Genomic DNA, 20,235 nt, shown 5'->3' with positions numbered 1-20,235 from the left:
CACGGGGTAATTGTGTGGTGACTGCTGTTATTAAGCGCTGATGGTATTGGCGCGTTTGGCTAATTCATAGCGGTTTACCGCACTCAAAATGGCTTTGAATGACGAGGTCAAAATATCTTGGTGTATACCGACCCCAAAGCCGTTGTTGCTGTCATCAATGCGGGCTTCAACATAGGTGGCTGCTTTTGTGTCGGTGCCGCTACCAATGGCATGCTCGCTGTAATCCATCACTTTGATGGGTAAGTCTAATGCCTGAATAAAGGCAGCCAAAGCACCTTCACCGTGACCGTGTAAGCGACGCTCTTCACCGTCTACCGTTACCAACAATTCGATATCAAAACGTTGGCCACCGTCTGCAGGCTTAGGTTGGCTGCTGACGGTATGGGTAACCAGCTGCCATGGGCCTTGGGTGTCTAAGTATTCTTGAGTGAATATGGTGTGCACGGAATCCGGCGTTACTTCTTTGCCCGTTTCTTCGGTGACGCGCTGAATGGCTCGGCTAAATTCGATTTGTAAGCGACGTGGTAAGACTAAGCCGTGCTCTTGCTCAAGCAAGTACGAGACACCACCTTTACCAGATTGGCTATTAACGCGAATCACGGCGTCGTAGTTACGACCCAAATCGGCGGGATCAATCGGTAAGTAAGGGACTTCCCATGGCGCGTTAGGCTGCTGTTTGGCAAAGCCTTTTTTGATGGCGTCTTGGTGTGAACCCGAGAAAGCGGTAAAGACCAGATCGCCAGCATAGGGGTGACGAGGATGTACAGGCAATTGGTTGCACTCTTCGGCGCAGCGACGTACCTCATCAATATCAGAAAAGTCTAACCCTGGATGCACGCCTTGTGTGTATAAGTTCAAAGCCAAGGTGACTAAGCAAACGTTACCGGTGCGCTCGCCACTACCGAATAAGCAGCCCTCAATACGGTCGGCGCCGGCCATGACACCAAACTCGGCAGCTGCTACAGCGGTGCCACGGTCGTTATGGGGGTGAAGGCTTAAAACAATGCTGTCACGATGGTTTAGATTGCGATGCATCCATTCGATTTGATCCGCATATAGGTTGGGCGTAGTGGCTTCGACGGTAGCGGGTAAGTTCAAGACGATAGGATCGTTTGGCGTTGGGCTCCAGGCTTCTACCACGGCATTACAGACATCAAGGGCGAACTCGGGCTCGGTGGTACTGAAGACCTCGGGCGAATATTGGTAACGCCATGTGGTTTCAGGGTGCGCCTTAATGGCTTCTTTGACTAAGCGCGTGCCAGTGACCGCGATGTTTTTAATTTCATCGGGCTGCATATTAAACACAATTTTACGGAAGGCCGGAGCACATGCGTTATACAAGTGAACCATTGAGGTCTTCGCGCCTGCCATGGCTTCGACGGTGCGTTCGATAAGGTCTTGGCGTGATTGCGTTAAGCCAATGATCGTGACGTCGTCTGGAATGCGGTTCTCGTCAATTAATTTACGCACAAAGTCGAAATCGGTTTGCGAGGCAGAAGGAAAGCCAACTTCAATTTCTTTAAAACCAATTTTTACAAGCAACTCGAAAAAACGGAGTTTGCGAGGCACACTCATCGGCTCGATTAGCGCTTGGTTCCCGTCGCGCAAATCAGTAGACATCCAGATGGGCGCTTTTTCGATACGCTTGGAGGGCCAAGTGCGTTCGGCGAAGTCTCGTTCAAATGGAGAGAAGGGTATGTATTTTTCTGAAGGGTTGGAAATCATGATTGCACCTGTCGGGCGAAAAGGCTAAGTAACTTTTCACCGCCACTAGAGCCACAAACGACTTGAATAACCAGTGACGGTGTTCAAATGAGGTGGCTGGTAATGGCTGCCGAGCTGCCACGAGACTCTAGGCCCGGCAACCGGGCGCTAGGAGTAGTGGTAGTAGTGCGGTAGGGACTAAAGAAGACAAACCTAAGGACGGGTTTGTTAACGCGCGCGACAAGCCGAAGCACACCGAGTGGTTGCTGATCGAATTGTTAAGAGAGTTCTTGCGCGAATGTTCCATGACGATAGTCAAACACGAAACTCAACAGATTGCAAGTGATTTTCATCGTTTGTCGCACGTTTACACCGAGCGTCGATCAATGAGGCATGGTGTGCCGCTAAACTGATTTTTGAAAAGCGGTTGGCGCGTAACTCGGTAGCGGCGCGTTGTAAGTCGCCAATGGTAATAGGATGCCGTCTGTCTTCCCATGCCCAGTTAATGACTTCACAGGCCGGAGCCGAGAGTTGGGTAACCAGTTCAGCGAAGACAGTTTCACTGACCAAGCGAGCTTGCCATATCCGGTGGGTGTGTAGTGTAAAACGATAGAGAAAATAGGCAATAATGAAGGTACAAATAGCGACGACTGTCCACCAAAAAAACGGATTGTAATGCTGTATTAATGCGATGGTGTCTAAGCCTAAAGCCCCCAGCCCGCTGTAATCGATCCCGCGTCCAAAGGCGATGAGTCGGTTGAGTAGATCCCACCAAACGAGGGCTAACACCACAATAACGCTGGCACTAAGTATCTTCTGTGTGGCGGTCAGTTTGATGATAGTACGGCGCAATACGGTGCTATCTTGAGCACTGGGTAATGACCTTGGTTCGGTAATGGGATGATTCATTGTATTTATGCAAACTAATCAGTCGTTGGAGTTACGTCAGCAGCAACAACTAGCGCTGACACCACAATTACAGCAGTCGATACGACTGTTGCAATTGTCGACGCTGGAGCTAGAGCAGGAGGTGGCACAAGCCCTGCTCGATAACCCCATGCTGGAACGTATAGATAGTGAACAGTATGGCACTGAATTTGCTGGTCACGCATCGGCTAGCAGGGTTGCTGAAAGTGCGATGTTGGGTTTTGCCAACCGCTCATCCGATGACGATAACGATTGGTTTCCCGAGCCTGCTGAGCGTCCTAGTTTAGCGCGTTATCTCAAAGAGCAACTCATCATGAGCCACAACTCGCCACGCGAGCGAGCCTTGCTTGAGCTTTTAATCGATGAGTTAGATGACAATGGCTATTTGCCTTGCGGTTTGGACGAGTTTTTAAGCTATTTACCGGCGGAACTTGAGTTGAGTTTGGCCGATGTCGAAGCGGCGCATCAACAGTTACTGCAGTTAGACCCCGTCGGTGTGGGTGCGCGCTCTTTTAGCGAGTGTTTACGCGTGCAGCTTGATCGCCAGCAAAAGGCGGTAAGCCCAGCGTTACGACGTGCGGCCATAACGACGATTGATCAGTATTTAACGTATTTATCCACAGGAAGTGTGCAGCGCTTAGCGGATGCCTTGGGCACAACCTTATCGCAAGCACAAGCGGTCTATCGTTTATTACTTAGCTTTAATCCGCGTCCTGGCGAGCCGTGGACAGACAATGTTGCCGAGTATGTGGTGCCGGATGTCATGCTAACGCGGGTGAGAAACCAGTGGATCGCACAGCTTAATCCGGCGATTGTGCCCAAACTGAAACTGGCCCAACTGGATGGTTGGAACCCGCAGCAGCACCCAGAGCTAGCTCAGCAGCATCAGGCTGCACAAGCGTTAATACGTAACCTACATAATCGTCATCACACCATCGCGCGGGTGGCGCAGGCCATTGTGAATCATCAACGAAGTTACTTCGATTATGGTCCAGCCGCGATGCGCCCGTTAATACTTAGGGACATTGCCGTGGCGCTTGATCTGCACGAGTCCACTGTGTCGCGTGCGACGCGTCAGAAGTACATGCAAACGCCCAGTGGCATGATTGAGCTAAGCTCGCTCTTTGGCGAAGGGTTACGCAATGAGGACGGTAGTTCGATTGCACCTAGTGCGGTGCAAGCACGTATTAGTGAGTTTATTGCTGATGAATCAAAATCGAAGCCTTTGTCAGACAATGCGCTAGCAAAATTGTTGGCTAAAGAGGGTATTACCGTAGCCAGACGCACTGTCGCCAAGTATCGCGATGTACTGGGCATAGAAGCGGCCCCACAGCGTAAAGTTCGTTCAATGGTCACCCCAACTCGTTAAGACGACGTTGCTCACGTTGCGTATTTTTGGTCGTTGGCCATCAGAAAGGCGCCCCTCACCATCGCTATAAGTTGCTGTTTATATGAAGTAATTGCATAAACACCACATTTTTTGCATTTTTTTAGGGTTATTCCTAGGAGGGAACGGCTGGGACTTGCCGAATGTGTATTGCAAAGAATGTAATTACGGATGATAATGGTTCTCATGTATATTTGTATATGTAACGCCATTACCGAGCGTCAAGTTAAGCAAGCCGTCTCTCAAGGGGCGACCTCCATGGCTGACCTACAGGGCCAGCTGGGCGTAGCGTCGTGTTGCGGGTCGTGCGCCGATACAGCGATTGAGTACCTTCCAGGGGGGCAATACGCGGGTGAAAGCTCGATGTTTGTGACCCAAGTGACTCGCGATGTAGAGCACACGTCGTTGGACACGGAAGTGCATCCTGTGCACATGCCTGCTTACGCTGCTTTGGTCGTTTGAGCGACGTTTATTATTTTCTGCCCAGATTGAGTTGTAATACGTAGAAATAGTGATGAACTGTGCCAGCGTAATTAGCCTATCTTTGATGGGCATAGTGCGCTGTGTTCGCCGTTTGGCTGCTATAGTGGTGGTTGCACACAGGTGTTAACCATCAGGAGGCGCGTATGAAAGGCGATACACAAGTTATACATCATTTAAACCAGCAGCTAAAAAACGAACTTACCGCAATTAACCAGTATTTCTTACATGCGCGCATGTTAAATCACTGGGGTTTCGATAAGCTAGGTAAGCACGAATACGATGAGTCCATCGGCGAAATGAAACATGCCGATATGCTTATCGAGCGTATTTTTATGCTGGATGGTCTACCCAATTTACAAGATTTACATAAACTGCGCATTGGTGAAGATGTGCCCGAAATCTTGGGCTGTGATCTTAGCCTAGAGAAAGGCGCAAAGCTTACCGTGAAAGAAGGTATCGCTTACTGTGAGTCGGTGGGCGACTACGTTTCTCGTGATCTATTGCTAAAGATTTTGATCGATACCGAAGAGCACATCGATTGGCTAGAAACACAGATCGAACTGGTCGAAAAAGTAGGCATTAATAACTACCTACAGTCGCAGATGTCCGACGAGTAACCGTTATATTGATAGCAAAAAAGCTTCTTGGAGCTGCCCCAGACGTAGGCAGAACACCAAGAAGCTTTTTTGTGCTCAGCGCCACCGTTATAGGCGCTGTGCAATGCTGTGTGGTAGGGGTTGTCGGTCAGATTAGAAGGACTTACTTGGACAACCGGCCACCCGACCCCAAGCATTGTTTGGGCCGCAATATTTATTGCGTACATCCCAAGAGCAGCTTGGCCTGTCAAAGAAGCTACGCTGAGAGCAGGCGTGAAGTTCACGTTGCAGTGCGCCTTGCCACTGGGGATCAGTGGTACCCGTCACGACTTGTGGTGGGGGCGGCGGAGGGGTAGAGATATCCACAGGCTGAATTTCAGTGTTGGCCGCATTAGGACGACCAAGGTTGCCCACATTCGCGATACCTTGTAGCCCGCTGTCTGAACGAGTCAATGCTGCTTGCGCCTCGGCCATTGTGATTCGGGTGGTTGCTAAGGCAATAGGAGGGTTGTCTTTGTCGGCAGACGGATTGTTAATGGCCCAGTCTATTGGATCAATAGGGTCTGGTACACCCAAACGACCGTTAATTAACGGTTGTGGCGGTATGGCTGTGAACGGCTTGCCATCCGCATCCAGTGTGGGCATTACTGTTGGCTCGATAAGCTCGGCCATATTTGGCGCACGTAAAGGGCCGTGTTCGATGAGCCAGTTGCCTAAGGCAATGCCACCCCATACCGAGGCGCCGATCGCCATTAAAAACACCACAATAAGTAAACGCCAGGACATAATAATTAAGGGTCCGTGATAAAAAAGCTCGTTAGTTGACTCGGCGACACATGAGTTACATAACGATTGCCTAACATTGTAGCGAAAACCACCGATGGGCTTGTGACAGAATCCGACGGGTGTAAGCGTAATGCTGCTTACCCGTCGAATAGGGCAGGCCTATGGTATTAGACGCCATCACCAAAGTGATGACCGCTGTGTTCTCGCATGGCATGAAATTCAATGCCCGGATTCAAATCTTGCGCCACGCGTAATTGGGCCGGTGAGCTGGTCAAAAATGCCACGGCATCAACCACATCGTAAGCAATATTCGCAGCGTTGCTGTCGATAAACTTTTTCATAACTTTATCGTCGGTGGCAGTCACCCAGCGCGCCAAATTGTAGCGCGACGGTGATAGTCGTGCGTCGACGTTATATTCTGTTTTCAAACGATGAGCGACCACTTCAAATTGCAGTTGGCCTACAGCGCCCAGTAATAACGTACCGCTGGCAATATAGGGGCGAAACACTTGAATCGCACCTTCTTCACCCAGCTGGGTTAAACCCACACGCAACTGCTTCGTGCGCAAAGGGTCTTTGACCTCAACGGCTTGAAACAGTTCAGGCGCGAAGAAAGGTAAGCCCGTAAATTGTAGGGTTTCGCCTTCAGTGAGCACATCACCAAGTTGAAGGATGCCGTGGTTCGGTATACCGATGATGTCGCCTGCGTAAGCTTCGTCTAGTAATTCGCGGCGCTGCGATAAAAACGACACCACGTTGTTAGGACGTATCTCGCGATTCGTACGCGAGACTTTTAGGCGCATGCCCCGTTGAAAATGGCCTGAGCTAACGCGTAAGAAAGCCACGCGGTCACGGTGTGCGGGGTCCATATTGGCTTGAACCTTAAACACCATACCGCTAAATTTATTTTCTTGTGGAAGCACGGTACGTTGTAAGGCTTCACGCGGGCCGGGCGAGGGAGCAAGGTCAACCAAGGCATCAAGCACTTCTTGTACGCCGAAGTTGTTAATAGCAGAGCCGAAAAACACAGGGGTTTGTTTCCCTGCTAAAAAAGCGTCGTGATCAAAATCAGGTACGGCTTCGTTGATGAGCTCGATTTCGTCTTGGGCTTTTAGGAAGTTGGCCCCAAAGCGCGCTTCGGTCTCGGGGTTGTGCAAACCGGGAAGTAATTCGTCGTCGGCGCTGCGGTGCTCTTTGCCTGAGGTAAAGACGTGCAGATGCTCTTTTTGTATGTTGAACACCCCACCAAAGGCGCGACCCATACCGACTGGCCACGAGAAAGGAATGGCTTCCATTCCCAAGTGTTCTTCGATTTCAGAGATTAAATCCAGAGGCTCTTGAACTTCACGGTCTAACTTATTGACGAAGGTGATGATGGGCGTATTGCGCGCACGACACACTTGTAAAAGACGAATGGTCTGGGGCTCTACACCGTTTGCGGCGTCGATGACCATTAGCGCCGCATCAACAGCGGTTAGAACACGGTACGTGTCTTCCGAGAAGTCTTGGTGCCCGGGTGTGTCGAGTAGGTTAATGACACAGTCACGGTATTCCATTTGCATGACCGACGAGGCCACAGAAATACCACGTTGTTTTTCGATTTCCATCCAGTCGGAGGAAGCGTGGCGCTCTGCTTTACGTGATTTAACACTGCCCGCAATTTGAATAGCGCCCGCAAACAGCAGTAGCTTTTCAGTTAGCGTGGTTTTACCCGCATCGGGGTGAGAAATAATGGCAAATGTTCTACGTTTTTTGACTTCTTTGCTTAAATCGCCGGCAGACATGGGTTTTCCTCTACGGAGCAGCGGGTGTTCTGAGCTAGTGATAGATTAATAAGAGCGCAGCCGCGTTGACAAACATGGGTGCGGCAAAAGCGGCTGGCTCTAGTGTAACGGTTACCGTGCTATGACAATTTCCAATTAGGTGGATGCAGCGGTAGGTGCCGATGGGCGGTTTGTGCGACTACGTTGTGACGATTGACGTCGGCCTTGCGAGTCGGCTCCGCGCGAGCGATCAGAGGCCGACGCAGAGCGAGAACCGCTGTTGCGGTTGGGGCGTCGGGCACCTTGTCCAGCGCGAGGGTTATCGTGACGGCGTGGTGCACTATGTCGACGTGGTGAATCGGCTTGTTCCGTTTGGGCGCTACGGGCAGGGGGCTCGAAATCGTTGATTTCAATGCGTTCGATATCGCGTGTGATCAAGCGTTCGATGGCTTGTAGCAATTTGTTTTCGCTGCGATCGACTAACGATAAGGCAAGGCCTTCGCTACCAGCGCGTCCTGTGCGGCCAATGCGATGCACGTAGTCTTCGGGTACTTGGGGTAGTTCGAAGTTAATCACGTAAGGCAGTTGATCGATATCGATGCCTCGGGCCGCAATGTCGGTAGCAACGAGCACCACGACTTTACCGGTTTTAAAGCCGTCGAGAGCGCGAGTGCGAGCCGACTGGCTTTTGTTACCGTGCAACGCTGCAGCATTTAAGCCGTCTTTGGTGAGCTTTTCTGCCAAACGGTTAGCGCCATGCTTGGTTCTACAAAACACCAATACTTGGTGCCATCCGCTTTGACGAATGATATGGCTGATGAGCTCGCGCTTATGGGCTTGCTCGGTGAATATCACTTGTTGCGTGATGAGTTCAGAGGCCGTGTTGCGAGGGGTGACTGAAATTTCGATGGGGTTACGTAAGGTATTACGTGCGAGTTCGCGAATTTCAGGTGAAAACGTGGCGGAAAACAGCAAGTTTTGTCGCTCGGATGGCATCAAGCTGAGGATGCGTCGAATATCGCGGATAAAGCCCATGTCGAGCATGCGATCGGCTTCGTCCAACACCACAATTTCTACCTGACTTAAGTCGATGTTTTTTTGACGGCAATGGTCAAGCAAGCGACCGGGGGTGGCGACCACAATATCGATGGGACGCTGAAGGGCGCGAATCTGTGGATTGATATTCACGCCACCAAACAAAACCAAAGAACGTATATTGGTGTTGCGGCTGTATAAGCGAACGGACTCTTCAACCTGCGCGGCCAATTCACGTGTTGGTGCAAGGATAAGTGCACGTGGGCAACCCGGTTTACGTTGTGTCGCGGGTTGGGAGACCAGACGGTGCAGTATGGGCAGGGTAAAGCCTGCTGTTTTCCCCGTACCCGTTTGTGCTGCAGCGAGTAAATCACCGCCTTTCATGACCTGTGGGATGGCTTGAGCCTGAATGGGCGTGGGGTGTGTGTAGCCAGCATCCGTAACGGCGTGCAGAAGAGTGTCTGCCAAACCTAGGGAGGCAAAAGTAATTTCAGAGTTCAAAAGTTTTTCCAGCGACTAGCCTATTGCGCATTAAGGCAATACCAATCGAGGCTGACGATTAGAGTGGTTGATGGCGGATATGCCAAGGCAGGTATGAGTAACCCGCAGAGATAACGCAACGATTGGTGTGTCGCGTAAAGGATTAAGTATAACGCGTTTCGCAAGATCACTGCAGCTTTTCTCATACCAGAGCGATCACGAAACCGGATAGAATTGGATAGTGGTATAAAAATTACGTTGGATGTTTCCGATAGGCCATGCGCTGCCAACCCGATGATGATGACAATCAATGTGAACTGCACTTGTGGTGAAAGCGGCTAGCGGATACTCTTTTTATTCGTTTTTTTCGTGAGTACAGTATGAAAACCTATTTTCGCTTGCTGTGGGTATCGGTCATAGCGTTGATGTTAAGCGGTTGTGGTTACAACACCATCCAGCGTTTAGACGAGCAGGTTAAAGCGGCTTGGTCTCAAACCTTAAACCAATACGAGCGCCGGGCTGAATTAGTGCCGCAATTGGTAAGTTCTGTGAATGCCTATATGGTTAACGAACGCACGGTCTTGACGGACGTGACCGAGGCGCGTGCACGGGTGGGCAGCATCAATATTAACGTGGATGATTTAGAAGACCCTGCGTTAATGGCGCGCTTCCAAGAAGCCCAAGGCCAGTTAAGCTCGGCATTGTCTCGTTTAATTGCCGTGTCTGAAAATTATCCACAGCTAAAAAGCGATGGTTTATTTCGCGATTTAATGACGCAGCTTGAGGGAACAGAGAACCGTATCGCGACCGAGCGTGGCCGATACGTTCAGGCCATTCAAGAGTACAACCTCTACATCCGTCAGTTTCCGACGCTGATTACCGCCAAAATTTTCGGTTATGACGTTAAAGAGAACTATGGGGTGTCTCGGGAAGACGAGATACGTCGCAGTCCAGTCGTTGAATTTGATATTCCCTAGCCTGCAACCGCTTAAGTGATGACGTAAAGGGGTATAGCGTATGACCATCATGCCGTTAACTCTGTTGATGCGCTGGCGTCAATGTGTATTGGTTGGGCTTTGCGCCTTGATGTCACTGGTGTTGGTTGCGCCGGTGTGGGCCCAGCCCACACCCATTCCACCGTTAAACGACTGGGTGACAGACACCACCGACACCTTTAATACACAACAAAAGCAAGCACTTAGCACGCAATTGCAAACGCTTGAGCGCGAAAAAGGTGCCCAAATTTTTGTCTTGCTCGTACCCACTACGGGTGAGGACACGATCGAGTCTTACGCACGACGGGTGTTCGACGAATGGCGCCCAGGGCGTCAAGGCATTGATGATGGCATTTTGCTCGTCGTGGCCAAAGAAGATAGGCGTTTGCGCATTGAAGTCGGTTATGGCTTAGAAGGGGCCGTAACGGATTTACAAAGTGGACGAATTATTCGTGAATACATCACGCCAAGATTTGCACTGGACGACTATGTCGGAGGCATCGAGGCGGGGGTGAATGCCTTAGTGGGTCTGGTCAATGGCGAAGCACTTCCCCCGCCGGCGGATGCCCAAGAGGCCTACGCCGATGAAGGGCCGCTGGTTATGTTATTGCCGCTGGCATTTATGGCTTTTTTGATGCCAGCGTGGTTTGCCGCTTTTGCCATCGGCTTTTTTGTGTTCTTGATGTTTTGGAGTATTCCTATTGCGTTGATCGGAGCACTTGTCGCATTCGTCATCGCTAAAGTTGGTAAAGCCTTTGGTGCTGGGGGCCGTTCTAACTCGGGCCGTGCTTCGCGACGCGGAGCCGCCATTGGGGGTTTAGGTGGCTTCAGTAGCAGTGGTGGTTTTGGTGGTGGTGGCGGATTTGGCGGCGGAGGCATGGGCGGCGGCGCAAGTGGTGGTGGCGGAGGTAGTGGCGGCGGCGGTGCCTCAGGTAGCTGGTAAAAAAAGGAAAAGCGATGCAAAGCACAATCAAGAAGGTGACGGGCTTAGCGCAAATCGAGGGCCAGTGGTTACGGCGACGACACTTTAATGCTGAAGTTATGGCGCATGTGGCCGAACGTATACGTCGTAGCGAAGAGGGCCACAGTGGCGAGCTAGTCTTAGCCATCGAAGCGGTGATGCCTAGTCACGAAAGTGACAGTTATCAGCGCGCCCTTGAGGTATATGGGCGCCTGCGTGTTTGGGATACTCCGCTAAACAGTGGGGTTTTGCTTTATTTGGCGTTGGATCAGCGCCGCATAGAAATTATTGCGGATCGGGGGATCACCGCGTCGTCCGAACAGTGGCATACGGTATGCACTACCTTACAGCAAGCGTTTGTGCGTAAAGAGTACGTGGAAGGTTTGCTTCAAGCAGTAGAAAATATTGAAGGCATTCTAACAATGCATGCGCCGTTTTCTAAAGAAGGGCAATCTGACACCAATCATTTGCCTAACGAGCCCGTATTAATTTAAACGAGCCTTATGTCCTCTTATAGCCACGTCTCATCTACCGATCGCCTTTCGTTTAAAGAGTACTGTCTTGTTGAATCGTTGCGAGTTAAAGAAGCGACGTGGGGGCCTGTGGAAGACGCTGCAGAGACGCGTCGTAGCATGGCGAAAGGCGGCAGTTTTGTGCAACGAATAGTGTGCCGTGCCCAGCTTATTGCCCAGCGAGAAGGCTTAGTTCAACAATACGATCAGATACGTCAGCTTGCCGTATTGGCGTTGCCGTTACTGATGCTTGTTGCGGTTGTTACCGGCGTATTGGCGGCATATGGTGTGCTGGGAAATACTGGGAACATTAATGTATTAACAGCAGTGTCGGCGTTATTGGCGTTGAACGTATTGAGCTTTATAGGGTGGGGTATTAGCTTGGGGTGGCCGAAAAAAGCCGACACGAGCTTGAACCCTTTAGGGCGTCTTTGGTTGTGGCTGACTAAACGCTTTGTACGAGGCCCAGAGGCTGGGCTGATGCTTGGCGCGGGTATGAATGTGCTGGGACGACATGGCCTAGCGCGTTGGGTATTTGGCACCGCTACCCATTTGTTGTGGTTTTGCGCAACATTTGCCGCCATCTTGGCCTTGTTATGGGCTTTTTCAGCGCGTCGTTATGGTTTTAATTGGGAAACCACATTGTTATCGCCTGAGTATTTTGTCAGTGTGGTGCAATCGCTGGGGGCACTGCCAAGTTTGCTGGGCTTTAGTGTACCTGACGCCGAGTTGATTCATCGCAGTGACGGCTTGCAGCGGCTTTCCGCGAGCGAGCAACGTCTTTGGTCGGGTTGGGTGTTGGGGTGCCTAGTGGCTTATGGCCTGTTACCTCGGTTACTGGCCTTGTTATTTTGTGGTGCACGATGGTTACTTACGCTGCGAGCCTTGCATATTGACACCAGCATGCCCGGTTTTGCCGAGCACCGTGATCGTTTAATGCCCATGGCTGAGCGGGTGGGTATTGATGCTCAAGCGCCAGCAGATCGCGTAGAGACAGTGCAACCCGTAATGGTGCGTCCCGATATTAATGCGCCAACGTTGGTGGTGGGGGTCGAGCTAGCGGACACCAAAGCTTGGCCACCTTCAGCGCTACCGCCCGCATGGGAAGACGCGGGCGTCGTTGATAGCCGAGCACAACGTCAACAGTTATTGCAGCGACTACAGCAACAGCAAGCGGCTCATTTGGTGCTGGTGTGTGACGCCCACCAAACGCCTGATCGCGGGGTCATAGCGTGGTTGAGTGAATTAAGGGCCTATGGTGAACAGTGCAGTGTGGTGCTGTATGCCACGGCGCAACAGCCGGATAACCCAGAACGTTTGCAGTCGTGGTTGTATCGTTTAGAAGCGGCCGGTTTTGAGTCCGAGCAAATCTTTAGCCATTTTGATGCGTTGTTATTACGTTAAGGTGCAGGCATGAAATCAGATACGGTGGCGCTGCGCTTAGCGGTGGTGGGTCATACGAACACGGGTAAGACCTCGTTATTACGTACCCTAACGCGCGATGCCAACTTTGGCGAAGTGCGTAATAGCCCCGGCACCACACGTCATGTGGAAGGGGTAAGGCTAAGTGTTGATGAGGCTCTGGTTGTCGAGTTTTTTGATACGCCGGGTATTGAAGACAGTATGGCGTTGCTGGAGTATTTGGAACGACTGGCGCAACCGGGTGAGCGTCTTGATGGTCCCAGTAGTCTCCAACGTTTTTTTGATACGCCAGAGGCGGTAGGGCGGTTCGAACAAGAGGCGCGAGTGCTACGGCAACTGCTGGCTTCGGATGCGGGTTTGTATGTGATCGATGTCCGTGATCCGGTGTTGGCGAAACACGAGGATGAATTACGGGTATTAGCCCGCAGCGGTAAGCCATTGCTTCCGGTGCTGAATTTCATCCGCAGTAACGAGCAGCGCATCGACGAGTGGCGAGAAGCGCTGGCCAAGGTGGGCCTGCACGCTATTGCCGAATTTGACACGGTGGCGCCAGCACTGGGTGGTGAGGCGCAACTTTACGAGCGACTCGCACTATTACTGGGGGCGGCTCATTCGGCGGCCTTAAAAGCACTGATCGCGAACGTAACGCTGCAACGCCAACAACGGTTAAGCGAAGCGTGGCGTATTTTGGCGGATATGTTGGTGGACGTGACCGCGTGGCGTTTAGTTAGCGAGCCCGACGAGCGCGCGATTCACGACAGCACTGAACAAATGCGTACTCAAATACGGCAACGTGAAGAGCGATGCGTCAAAGCCTTACTTAAACGCTTTAACTTCTCGTCACGTGATTACTTGGCTGATGAACTCTCTCTTGATGGAACGCGATGGGAAACCGATTTATTTAACCCTGATGTCTTAAAAGATCTCGGTGTGCATGTGGGCAAGGGTGTGGCAGCCGGAGCCTTAGCGGGCGCAACGGTTGATATGCTGACATTGGGCTTTAGTCTGGGTAGCGGCACTGTCATTGGTGCGGCCGCCGGCGGTTTGTGGCAGGGGTTCGATAAGTGGGGCCAGCGTCTAATGGGTAAATGGCGCGGAAAGATGGAGCTTAGCGTGGATGAAAGCGTGATACGCGTGCTGGCGTTGCGACAAACAGCATTGATCCATGCGCTTGAGGCCCGTGGTCACGCCGCACAAGTGCCCATTGCGATTGCGCGCTCGGCATTGGCTTTGGCGCCGGATGATGATCAGCATCATGATCAGACGGCGCATGGTATCGATTGGCGTAAAGAAGCGCTTCCTGCGGTATTGCTGGAAGCGCGTAGTCATGTAGATTGGTGTTCAATGCTAAGCCAGAATGCGGCTTCAGCGCGACGAGAGCAGGTGGTGATTGAGCTAGCCGCTCAGTTGCATCAGGCCGCGCCTCATCAAGATGCAGCGAAAGGCTAACCTCGCTTAGCAATAAGACCGTAGGCAAACAACACAATAATGGCCCCGACGATCGAGCCGATAATTTCGACTTGAGAGCCCTCTGAGTACAGTCCTAGCGCTTGGCCTAAAAAGCCGCCCACTAGCGCCCCGATAATACCAAGAACGGTCGTTAAGATAAGGCCCATGTTTTGCGACCCTGGCATGATGGCCCGTGCAATTAAACCAACGACAAAACCGACAATGAGCATCCAAATAAAAGCCATTTGTTTCTCCGTTACGTTGTTGAGGCTGCAGTAATCGGGCTGTGCAGTACTAGGTATCTTAGAGTCGGCCGTGCCCATCGTCTAGTGTTGTAGCGCTAAGAGACAGGCGAGAAGTGTCAATATTTGTAAAAACTTAACGTGCGCTTAACGGCTTAAGCGTTGGATGAGCTGGTCCATAAAGTGTTCGCATTGGGTTAATTGTTCGATTTCAATGTACTCGTTGGGCTGATGCGCTTGGTCTATGGATCCCGGTCCACATAAGACCACATCAAAACCGGCGTTTTGGAATTGACCACCTTCTGCCGCAAAAGGCACCACATTTTGCACGGGTTGATTCAAGCTTTCATTTACAAGTTGTTGTGCACGCCCACCCTGATCCGACAACGCTGGCACGTTGGCGAGTTGCTGATGGTGAATGCCAATCGTGTCGCTCAGGTGTTGCAGCGGAGCAAGTAGCTGATTGCCGTAGTCGATCACGCGTTGGATATAGGGCTGCGTGTCGTCACCTGGCAGGTTGCGGATGTCCCAAATAAATGAGCACTCACGCGCCATAATATTAATGGCTGTTCCCCCGTTGATGACGCCGGTATGCAAGGTGGTGTAGGGCGGAATAAATGCGTTGTCTGGTTTTGCTGCTGTTTGATTCTCTTGCATGAGGTCGTCAATAAACGCGACTAATCGGGCGGCGATGGTAACGGCGCTAGCGCCACGTTGTACCTGACTGGAATGTGCCTCATGGCCAGTAACCGTGGTTTTAAACGCCACAATGCCCTTATGTGCCACCACGGCTTGCATGCTGGTGGGCTCGCCAACGATAACGGCGTGAGGTTTAGCTTTGTGTTGTGACAAATAAGCAATTAAGCGGGGGGCGCCGAGGCAGCCGATTTCTTCATCGTAACTAAAAGCCAAATGCACAGGACGCTTTAAGGGGGCTTTCAGCATGTCTGGAACCTTAGCGAGCGCTACAGCAAGAAAGCCTTTCATGTCGCAGGTGCCGCGGCCGTACAGTTTGTTGTCTTGTTCGCTGATTACAAAAGGGTCTGTGTCCCACGGTTGGCCGTCGACGGGCACCACATCGGTGTGGCCCGATAGCACCACCCCGCCCTCGGTGGCCGGCCCGATTAGGGCATGTAAATTGGCTTTACTACGGTCGTCGTTGTAGATCAGCGTTGCCTTGACGCCTAGCTTCGCTAAGTAGTCGTCGACAAATTGAATAAGATCAAGATTAGATTGCCGGGATACGGTATCGAAGGCGATGAGTTGTTCAAGTAACGACAAGCTGGTGGGGGACACGAGGCGGTTCTCCTGCAGAAACTAAATACTGGACAGCATAAGGCACTTGCGCCGGAAATCCCAGTGCCTCAGTAGTCGTTGTTAGAGTGGCCAAACAAGCAGTATCAGAGGTATGGATATGCCGCCCACAATAATTTCTGTGGGTAAGCCTAAGGGCCAGTAATCCCCAAACTTGAAACCGCCAGGGCCTAAAACTAAGGTATTGTTTTGATGTGCGATAGGGGTTAAGAAAGCGCACGAGGCACCAATGGCCACGGCCATTAAAAAGCCATCGGGATTCACGCCGAGCTGCGTGGCGGCGCCGATCGCAATGGGGCTCATCACGACAACGGTTGCGGCGTTGTTCATGAGATCTGATAGGCTCATGGTTGCGACGAGAATCACGATAAGGGCAATGATCGAATGACCCCCTGCAATATGCGCTAGCATGAAGTTAGCCACAGCAGCGGCAGCGCCAGTTGATTCCATAGCTTGACCTACCGGTATTAGTGCCCCCAACAGAACAATGACGGACCAATCGATGGCGGTATAGGCATTTCTTGTGGCGACCACCTTGCATGCTAAGAGCAATAATACGCCCAGCGTGAAACATAGGGCGGCAGACCATAGGCCAGAGGCCGCCCCGGCAATCGCACCCCCCATGATCAGTACAGATAGCCACATTTTTTTGCGATCCGGTACGCGCAAAGGCCGGCTGGCTAAGGGGGCGCAACCACTGGCAGCGGCGAAGTGACTGATGTCTTCGCTTGGCCCTTGAAGCAATAGCACGTCACCGGTGCGTAAGGGGGTGCTGCGTAACCGTGTACGCGAACGAATGCTTTGTCGGGAGATCGCCAGTAAGTTAATGTGGAAACGACTGCGCATTTGAATATTGGCGGCACTACGCCCTAATAGTGACGAACCGGGTAACACCACGAGCTCAGAGAGCTCATTGCTTAGTACACGCTTAGGGGCATCCCCATTTTTCTTATTTGTTGTGTCGTTGCTAACCGCTGAGGCGACGGAGGCAGAGCTTTCATTGTTATCCTCCGATTTATGACTGGAGGGTAAGCCCTCTTCGAAGACGAGACCTAAGGTTTCTAAGGACTTGGCTAAGGTGTTGGGATCCGCCTCAAGCAGCACGACATCGTTAGCCCTTAAGGCAAGGCGGGAGTCTGGTGCGTTTAGCCGTATCCCGTTTCGAATCAACCCCAGAATTTGGGCCTCAGCATCGGTAAGGGCTTTTTCGGCCTCGCCTAACGTCACGCCAATGGCTTTAGATTCTTCAGGCACCCGAGCTTCGGTTAAATAAGCGCCGGTTTCAAAGCTATCGGTATGTTGACGTTCGCGTGCAGGCACCAAGCGCCATCCCAACGTGCCCAAAAAAATCACACCCAGTACCGCAACCGCCACACCCACGGGGCTGAAATCAAACATGGCAAAACCACGGTGGCCGTCGTAGGTTCTAAAGCTTGATACCAGCAGATTAGAAGGCGTGCCGATCAATGTGGTCATGCCACCGAGCATTGTCGCAAAGGCTAAGGGCATGAGCGTGCGGCCTGGTGGGATGTTGAGTCGAACAGCCATTTGTAGAGCAATGGGCATTAATAGGGCCAAGGCGCCCACGTTGTTCATAAAACTGGATAGCAGGGCGGCTAATGCGCAGAGTGCCGTGATGGAGATTGTTGGCGAGGCTTTAGAGGGTAGAATGCGTTCTGCCAACACATCGACAGCGCCAGTTTGCTGTAGCGCGTAACTTAGCACCAGCACACCGACCACGGTAACGACTGCTGGATGACTAAAGCCGGAAAAGGCATCGGCAGGGTTAACAAGGCCTACGGCAGTGCACGTTAGTAATGCAGCGATCGCCACCATGTCATGGCGCCACCGGCCGAATAAAAACATTAAGATAGTGGCAATCAGTATGAGGAACAGCAACAGCATTGGGCTCATCATGATGGTAAGGCCTATAGGTGCAATGTGGCAGCAATAACGTAGAGCAGATAAAGCGAGCACTTATCATAAGGCCCAATGGGTAGAGACACTATGGGCACCACTACGCATACGTGTCAGTGTGTGAATCTTGCAACCGGTACGGAATGGTTAATGGCAAAAGGAAAGCGTTGTGTACGAGTCTAAAAATGATGGCTTACTTAGTCGGGCTGCTTTTCTTAAGCGGCTTTTCTGGCATGTGTTCGCTGCCTTTTGTTTAGTGATTGTGGTGATGCTGCTGGGGGTGCTGGGGCATATGGTTTTTGATGACATCACCTTACATGACGCCTTGTTAAATACGGCCTTTTTATTGGGAGGTATTGGCACGCTGATTGTGCCCAGCACGGTGTCAGGAAAGGTTTTTATCGCTTTATATGGTTTTGTGACCAGTTTGTTCTTTGTGGCCTCAATTGGTTTGATTCTGGCACCTATCATTCATCGTGTGATCCATAAGTTTCATTTAGATGATGAGTAACGCTCTGTAGAAGCAAAAAGTCCCGCGTAGAGCGGGACTTTTTGCTGCATGCCTTAGAACGATCTAGTCATCGTCTTTATCGCTTAACGATAAACCTTGAGGTGTAGGCAAAATAGCCGGCTTGAAAACTGAAAAGTAAAAGAACAGTGCGGCCAATATTACGTAACCGATCACAAAGTCCGGCGCGGCATTAAAGCCCATTCGCGGAGCGTGAATCAAGCCAATAAAGGACATCCCTGCAGTAATTAACGCGAAAGCGGCAGCGCGTCTGAATTGATGGTCAATAAGGCTAACTGTAATGGCACCCAGCATCATGGCGGTAAACATAGCACCCTGGCCTAAGGGCACGATACCTGCCGAAATATTCGAAACCACTTCTCCGGCGGCGTTATTGAAACGCGTCATGACGTAGTTACCTAAGTAAGGTAACATCGCGATAGCAACGGCTGGGTAGTATTTCTTTGAGTTGGCTTGGAAAGCCGTTGAAACCATTGAAATGCCAACGAACACCAGGATCGGAGCCACAACGGAAACGGGAATGACAGCGGCCATGGCAGCAATCAAACCGCAGGTTGTCGCGATAAGATAGACCACACCGTTAGCAATACTGTAGCCGCGTCCTGCGTCCATCCATTTAGAGCTGGCAGAGGCGATGTAAACCGTGGTTGGGAACAAGCCACCAAACATAGCGCCAAGAACAGTACCTAAACCATCCACCGCCTGACATTCGCCAACGTGATAGTCGTCGCCCAGTACTTTCATGGCTTCGACGTTGTTCATGGTCTCGATGGCGTTGTAGAGCGTAATCGGTAGAACGACTGTTAAAATCGCGACCATCGTGGTGAACAATAAGCTCATGCCTTCAAAAGGAGCCATGGTGAAAGTAGGAGGATAAAAGCCTAGATGGCTAATACCTTCTCTGAAGTTGTTGGTGTCGGATTCGCCCAGTGCGTAAGCAAGACCGGTACCGATAATGATAGCGAAAACAGTGGAAGAGAGGCGCAGTGGCATCACTACCCGTGCGACCAAGCCCAAAATAATAATACCCAATACGATAATGCCGACGATTGGCATTTCTAGGGTTTTAAACAGCATCTCGCCTGCAATAAAGGTAAGCGCTACCCCAGCGACAGCACCTAGCATCGCCGCACGAGGTAGGTTACGTTGCATCCATGGGCCAATAAAAGCCACCAAGGCTTCAATTAGGCCACTTAAGAAACAAGCACCTGCTGCAATTTTCCAAGCCAGATCCGGGTCGCCCGTGATTGTTTTGGCGGGAAGCAAAACCCCGAATAAAAACACAAACATGACCGGCGTACTAATACCGTAGGCCAGTGCGGTTACATCGGTGCGTTGTTCTTTGCGTGCAAGTCGGTTAGCCATGTAGGCGTAGTAGAAGTTTCCCGACATGACAGCAATGGCTGCCCCAGGCAAGACCTTTCCGAATACAATTTCGGTTGAAAACCCCATCCCCAACATCGTGATGGCAATCACGATAAAGTTGGCAATGTTGTTTTGGAATAGTGCAAAAAAAGCGTCTACATCCGTTTTTTTGAACCATGGATAATGAAATGTCCCCTGACTCATATCATTTTCTCACTTATGGTTAATTATTAGATCGTTATTAGGTGTCTAAAAGAAGGCGTTGCGTGGGTTAGCGAGTCAAGCGTGACACAGTTACTTATATTACAGATATCATCGTTCTTGCAGACGACTTAACGCCCTGTTAGCTTCTCCATTGCGTATTAGTT

18 protein-coding genes are annotated in these 20,235 nt (G+C 51.2%); 9 read left to right on the top strand and 9 right to left on the bottom strand.

Going from position 1 to position 20,235, the window contains the following annotated elements:
* Nucleotides 1–30: 30 nt before the first annotated feature.
* Together leuA and AC2UZI_RS00905 are read right to left on the bottom strand one after the other, a co-directional pair.
* Entirely contained in the window at nt 31–1,728 is a 1,698-nt protein-coding gene (leuA, locus tag AC2UZI_RS00910) for a 2-isopropylmalate synthase (RefSeq protein ID WP_486943686.1), read from the bottom strand.
* Nucleotides 1,729–2,019: 291 nt separating this feature from the next.
* Nucleotides 2,020–2,613 (bottom strand): hypothetical protein, encoded by a 594-nt coding sequence (locus AC2UZI_RS00905; protein ID WP_486941951.1) that lies wholly within the window; start codon nt 2,611–2,613, stop codon nt 2,020–2,022.
* A gap of 7 nt (nt 2,614–2,620) precedes the next feature.
* On the opposite strand from AC2UZI_RS00905, the gene rpoN reads away from it, so the two are divergent.
* The 3 genes from rpoN to bfr all read left to right on the top strand — a co-directional run bounded on the left by rpoN (nt 2,621) and on the right by bfr (nt 5,118).
* Nucleotides 2,621–4,000 (top strand): RNA polymerase factor sigma-54, encoded by a 1,380-nt coding sequence (gene rpoN, locus AC2UZI_RS00900; RefSeq protein WP_486941950.1) that lies wholly within the window; start codon nt 2,621–2,623, stop codon nt 3,998–4,000.
* A gap of 204 nt (nt 4,001–4,204) precedes the next feature.
* Nucleotides 4,205–4,480 (top strand): bacterioferritin-associated ferredoxin, encoded by a 276-nt coding sequence (locus AC2UZI_RS00895; RefSeq protein ID WP_486941949.1) that lies wholly within the window; start codon nt 4,205–4,207, stop codon nt 4,478–4,480.
* A 164-nt stretch (nt 4,481–4,644) separates the two neighbouring features.
* Nucleotides 4,645–5,118, top strand: a complete 474-nt coding sequence (gene bfr, locus AC2UZI_RS00890; RefSeq protein WP_486941948.1) for a bacterioferritin — start codon at nt 4,645–4,647, stop codon at nt 5,116–5,118.
* Between the two features lie 132 nt (nt 5,119–5,250).
* Here the strand turns inward: bfr and AC2UZI_RS00885 are convergent, their stop codons facing one another.
* From AC2UZI_RS00885 to AC2UZI_RS00875, 3 genes are all read right to left on the bottom strand, one after another.
* The gene (locus AC2UZI_RS00885; RefSeq protein WP_486941947.1) at nt 5,251–5,883 is read right to left on the bottom strand and encodes a hypothetical protein; all 633 of its coding nucleotides are present in this window, start codon (nt 5,881–5,883) and stop codon (nt 5,251–5,253) included.
* 167 nt (nt 5,884–6,050) lie between these two features.
* Complete coding sequence (locus tag AC2UZI_RS00880; RefSeq protein ID WP_486941946.1) at nt 6,051–7,667, bottom strand: peptide chain release factor 3; 1,617 nt, start codon at nt 7,665–7,667, stop codon at nt 6,051–6,053.
* Between the two features lie 135 nt (nt 7,668–7,802).
* Entirely contained in the window at nt 7,803–9,182 is a 1,380-nt protein-coding gene (locus tag AC2UZI_RS00875) for a DEAD/DEAH box helicase (protein WP_486941945.1), read from the bottom strand.
* Between the two features lie 359 nt (nt 9,183–9,541).
* Between AC2UZI_RS00875 and AC2UZI_RS00870 the strand changes: the two genes are divergently transcribed.
* The 5 genes from AC2UZI_RS00870 to AC2UZI_RS00850 are packed head-to-tail and all read left to right on the top strand — an operon-like array spanning nt 9,542 to nt 14,500.
* Nucleotides 9,542–10,138, top strand: coding sequence for a LemA family protein (locus tag AC2UZI_RS00870; protein WP_486941944.1), 597 nt, complete (start codon nt 9,542–9,544; stop codon nt 10,136–10,138).
* A gap of 40 nt (nt 10,139–10,178) precedes the next feature.
* Nucleotides 10,179–11,099: a TPM domain-containing protein gene (locus tag AC2UZI_RS00865; RefSeq protein WP_486941943.1), complete on the top strand. Its 921-nt coding sequence runs from the start codon at nt 10,179–10,181 to the stop codon at nt 11,097–11,099.
* A 14-nt stretch (nt 11,100–11,113) separates the two neighbouring features.
* Nucleotides 11,114–11,611, top strand: coding sequence for a TPM domain-containing protein (locus tag AC2UZI_RS00860; RefSeq protein ID WP_486941942.1), 498 nt, complete (start codon nt 11,114–11,116; stop codon nt 11,609–11,611).
* Between the two features lie 9 nt (nt 11,612–11,620).
* The gene (locus AC2UZI_RS00855; RefSeq protein WP_486941941.1) at nt 11,621–13,033 is read left to right on the top strand and encodes a DUF2868 domain-containing protein; all 1,413 of its coding nucleotides are present in this window, start codon (nt 11,621–11,623) and stop codon (nt 13,031–13,033) included.
* A gap of 9 nt (nt 13,034–13,042) precedes the next feature.
* Nucleotides 13,043–14,500 carry a GTPase/DUF3482 domain-containing protein gene (locus AC2UZI_RS00850; RefSeq protein ID WP_486941940.1) on the top strand — a complete coding sequence of 486 codons (1,458 nt, stop codon included), beginning with the start codon at nt 13,043–13,045 and terminating at the stop codon, nt 14,498–14,500.
* On the opposite strand, the gene AC2UZI_RS00845 is transcribed toward AC2UZI_RS00850, so the two are convergent.
* The 3 genes from AC2UZI_RS00845 to AC2UZI_RS00835 all read right to left on the bottom strand — a co-directional run bounded on the left by AC2UZI_RS00845 (nt 14,497) and on the right by AC2UZI_RS00835 (nt 17,973).
* A complete protein-coding gene (locus AC2UZI_RS00845) occupies nt 14,497–14,745 on the bottom strand; it encodes a GlsB/YeaQ/YmgE family stress response membrane protein (protein ID WP_486941939.1) in 249 nt (82 codons plus the stop codon). The two genes, AC2UZI_RS00850 and AC2UZI_RS00845, sit on opposite strands and share 4 nt — an antisense overlap.
* Before the next feature lie 144 nt (nt 14,746–14,889).
* Nucleotides 14,890–16,038, bottom strand: a complete 1,149-nt coding sequence (gene argE, locus AC2UZI_RS00840; RefSeq protein WP_486941938.1) for an acetylornithine deacetylase — start codon at nt 16,036–16,038, stop codon at nt 14,890–14,892.
* Between the two features lie 81 nt (nt 16,039–16,119).
* The gene (locus tag AC2UZI_RS00835) at nt 16,120–17,973 is read right to left on the bottom strand and encodes an SLC13 family permease (RefSeq protein WP_486941937.1); all 1,854 of its coding nucleotides are present in this window, start codon (nt 17,971–17,973) and stop codon (nt 16,120–16,122) included.
* Nucleotides 17,974–18,142: 169 nt separating this feature from the next.
* Between AC2UZI_RS00835 and AC2UZI_RS00830 the strand changes: the two genes are divergently transcribed.
* Nucleotides 18,143–18,484 carry a two pore domain potassium channel family protein gene (locus tag AC2UZI_RS00830; protein WP_486941936.1) on the top strand — a complete coding sequence of 114 codons (342 nt, stop codon included), beginning with the start codon at nt 18,143–18,145 and terminating at the stop codon, nt 18,482–18,484.
* Nucleotides 18,485–18,547: 63 nt separating this feature from the next.
* On the opposite strand, the gene AC2UZI_RS00825 is transcribed toward AC2UZI_RS00830, so the two are convergent.
* On the bottom strand, nt 18,548–20,071 hold the full coding sequence (locus AC2UZI_RS00825) for a hypothetical protein (protein WP_486941935.1): 1,524 nt from the start codon (nt 20,069–20,071) through the stop codon (nt 18,548–18,550).
* Nucleotides 20,072–20,235: the final 164 nt, after the last annotated feature.

This window comes from Paenalcaligenes sp. DL 463 (assembly GCF_057475185.1).
This window is presented reverse-complemented; position numbering and strand designations above follow the sequence as displayed.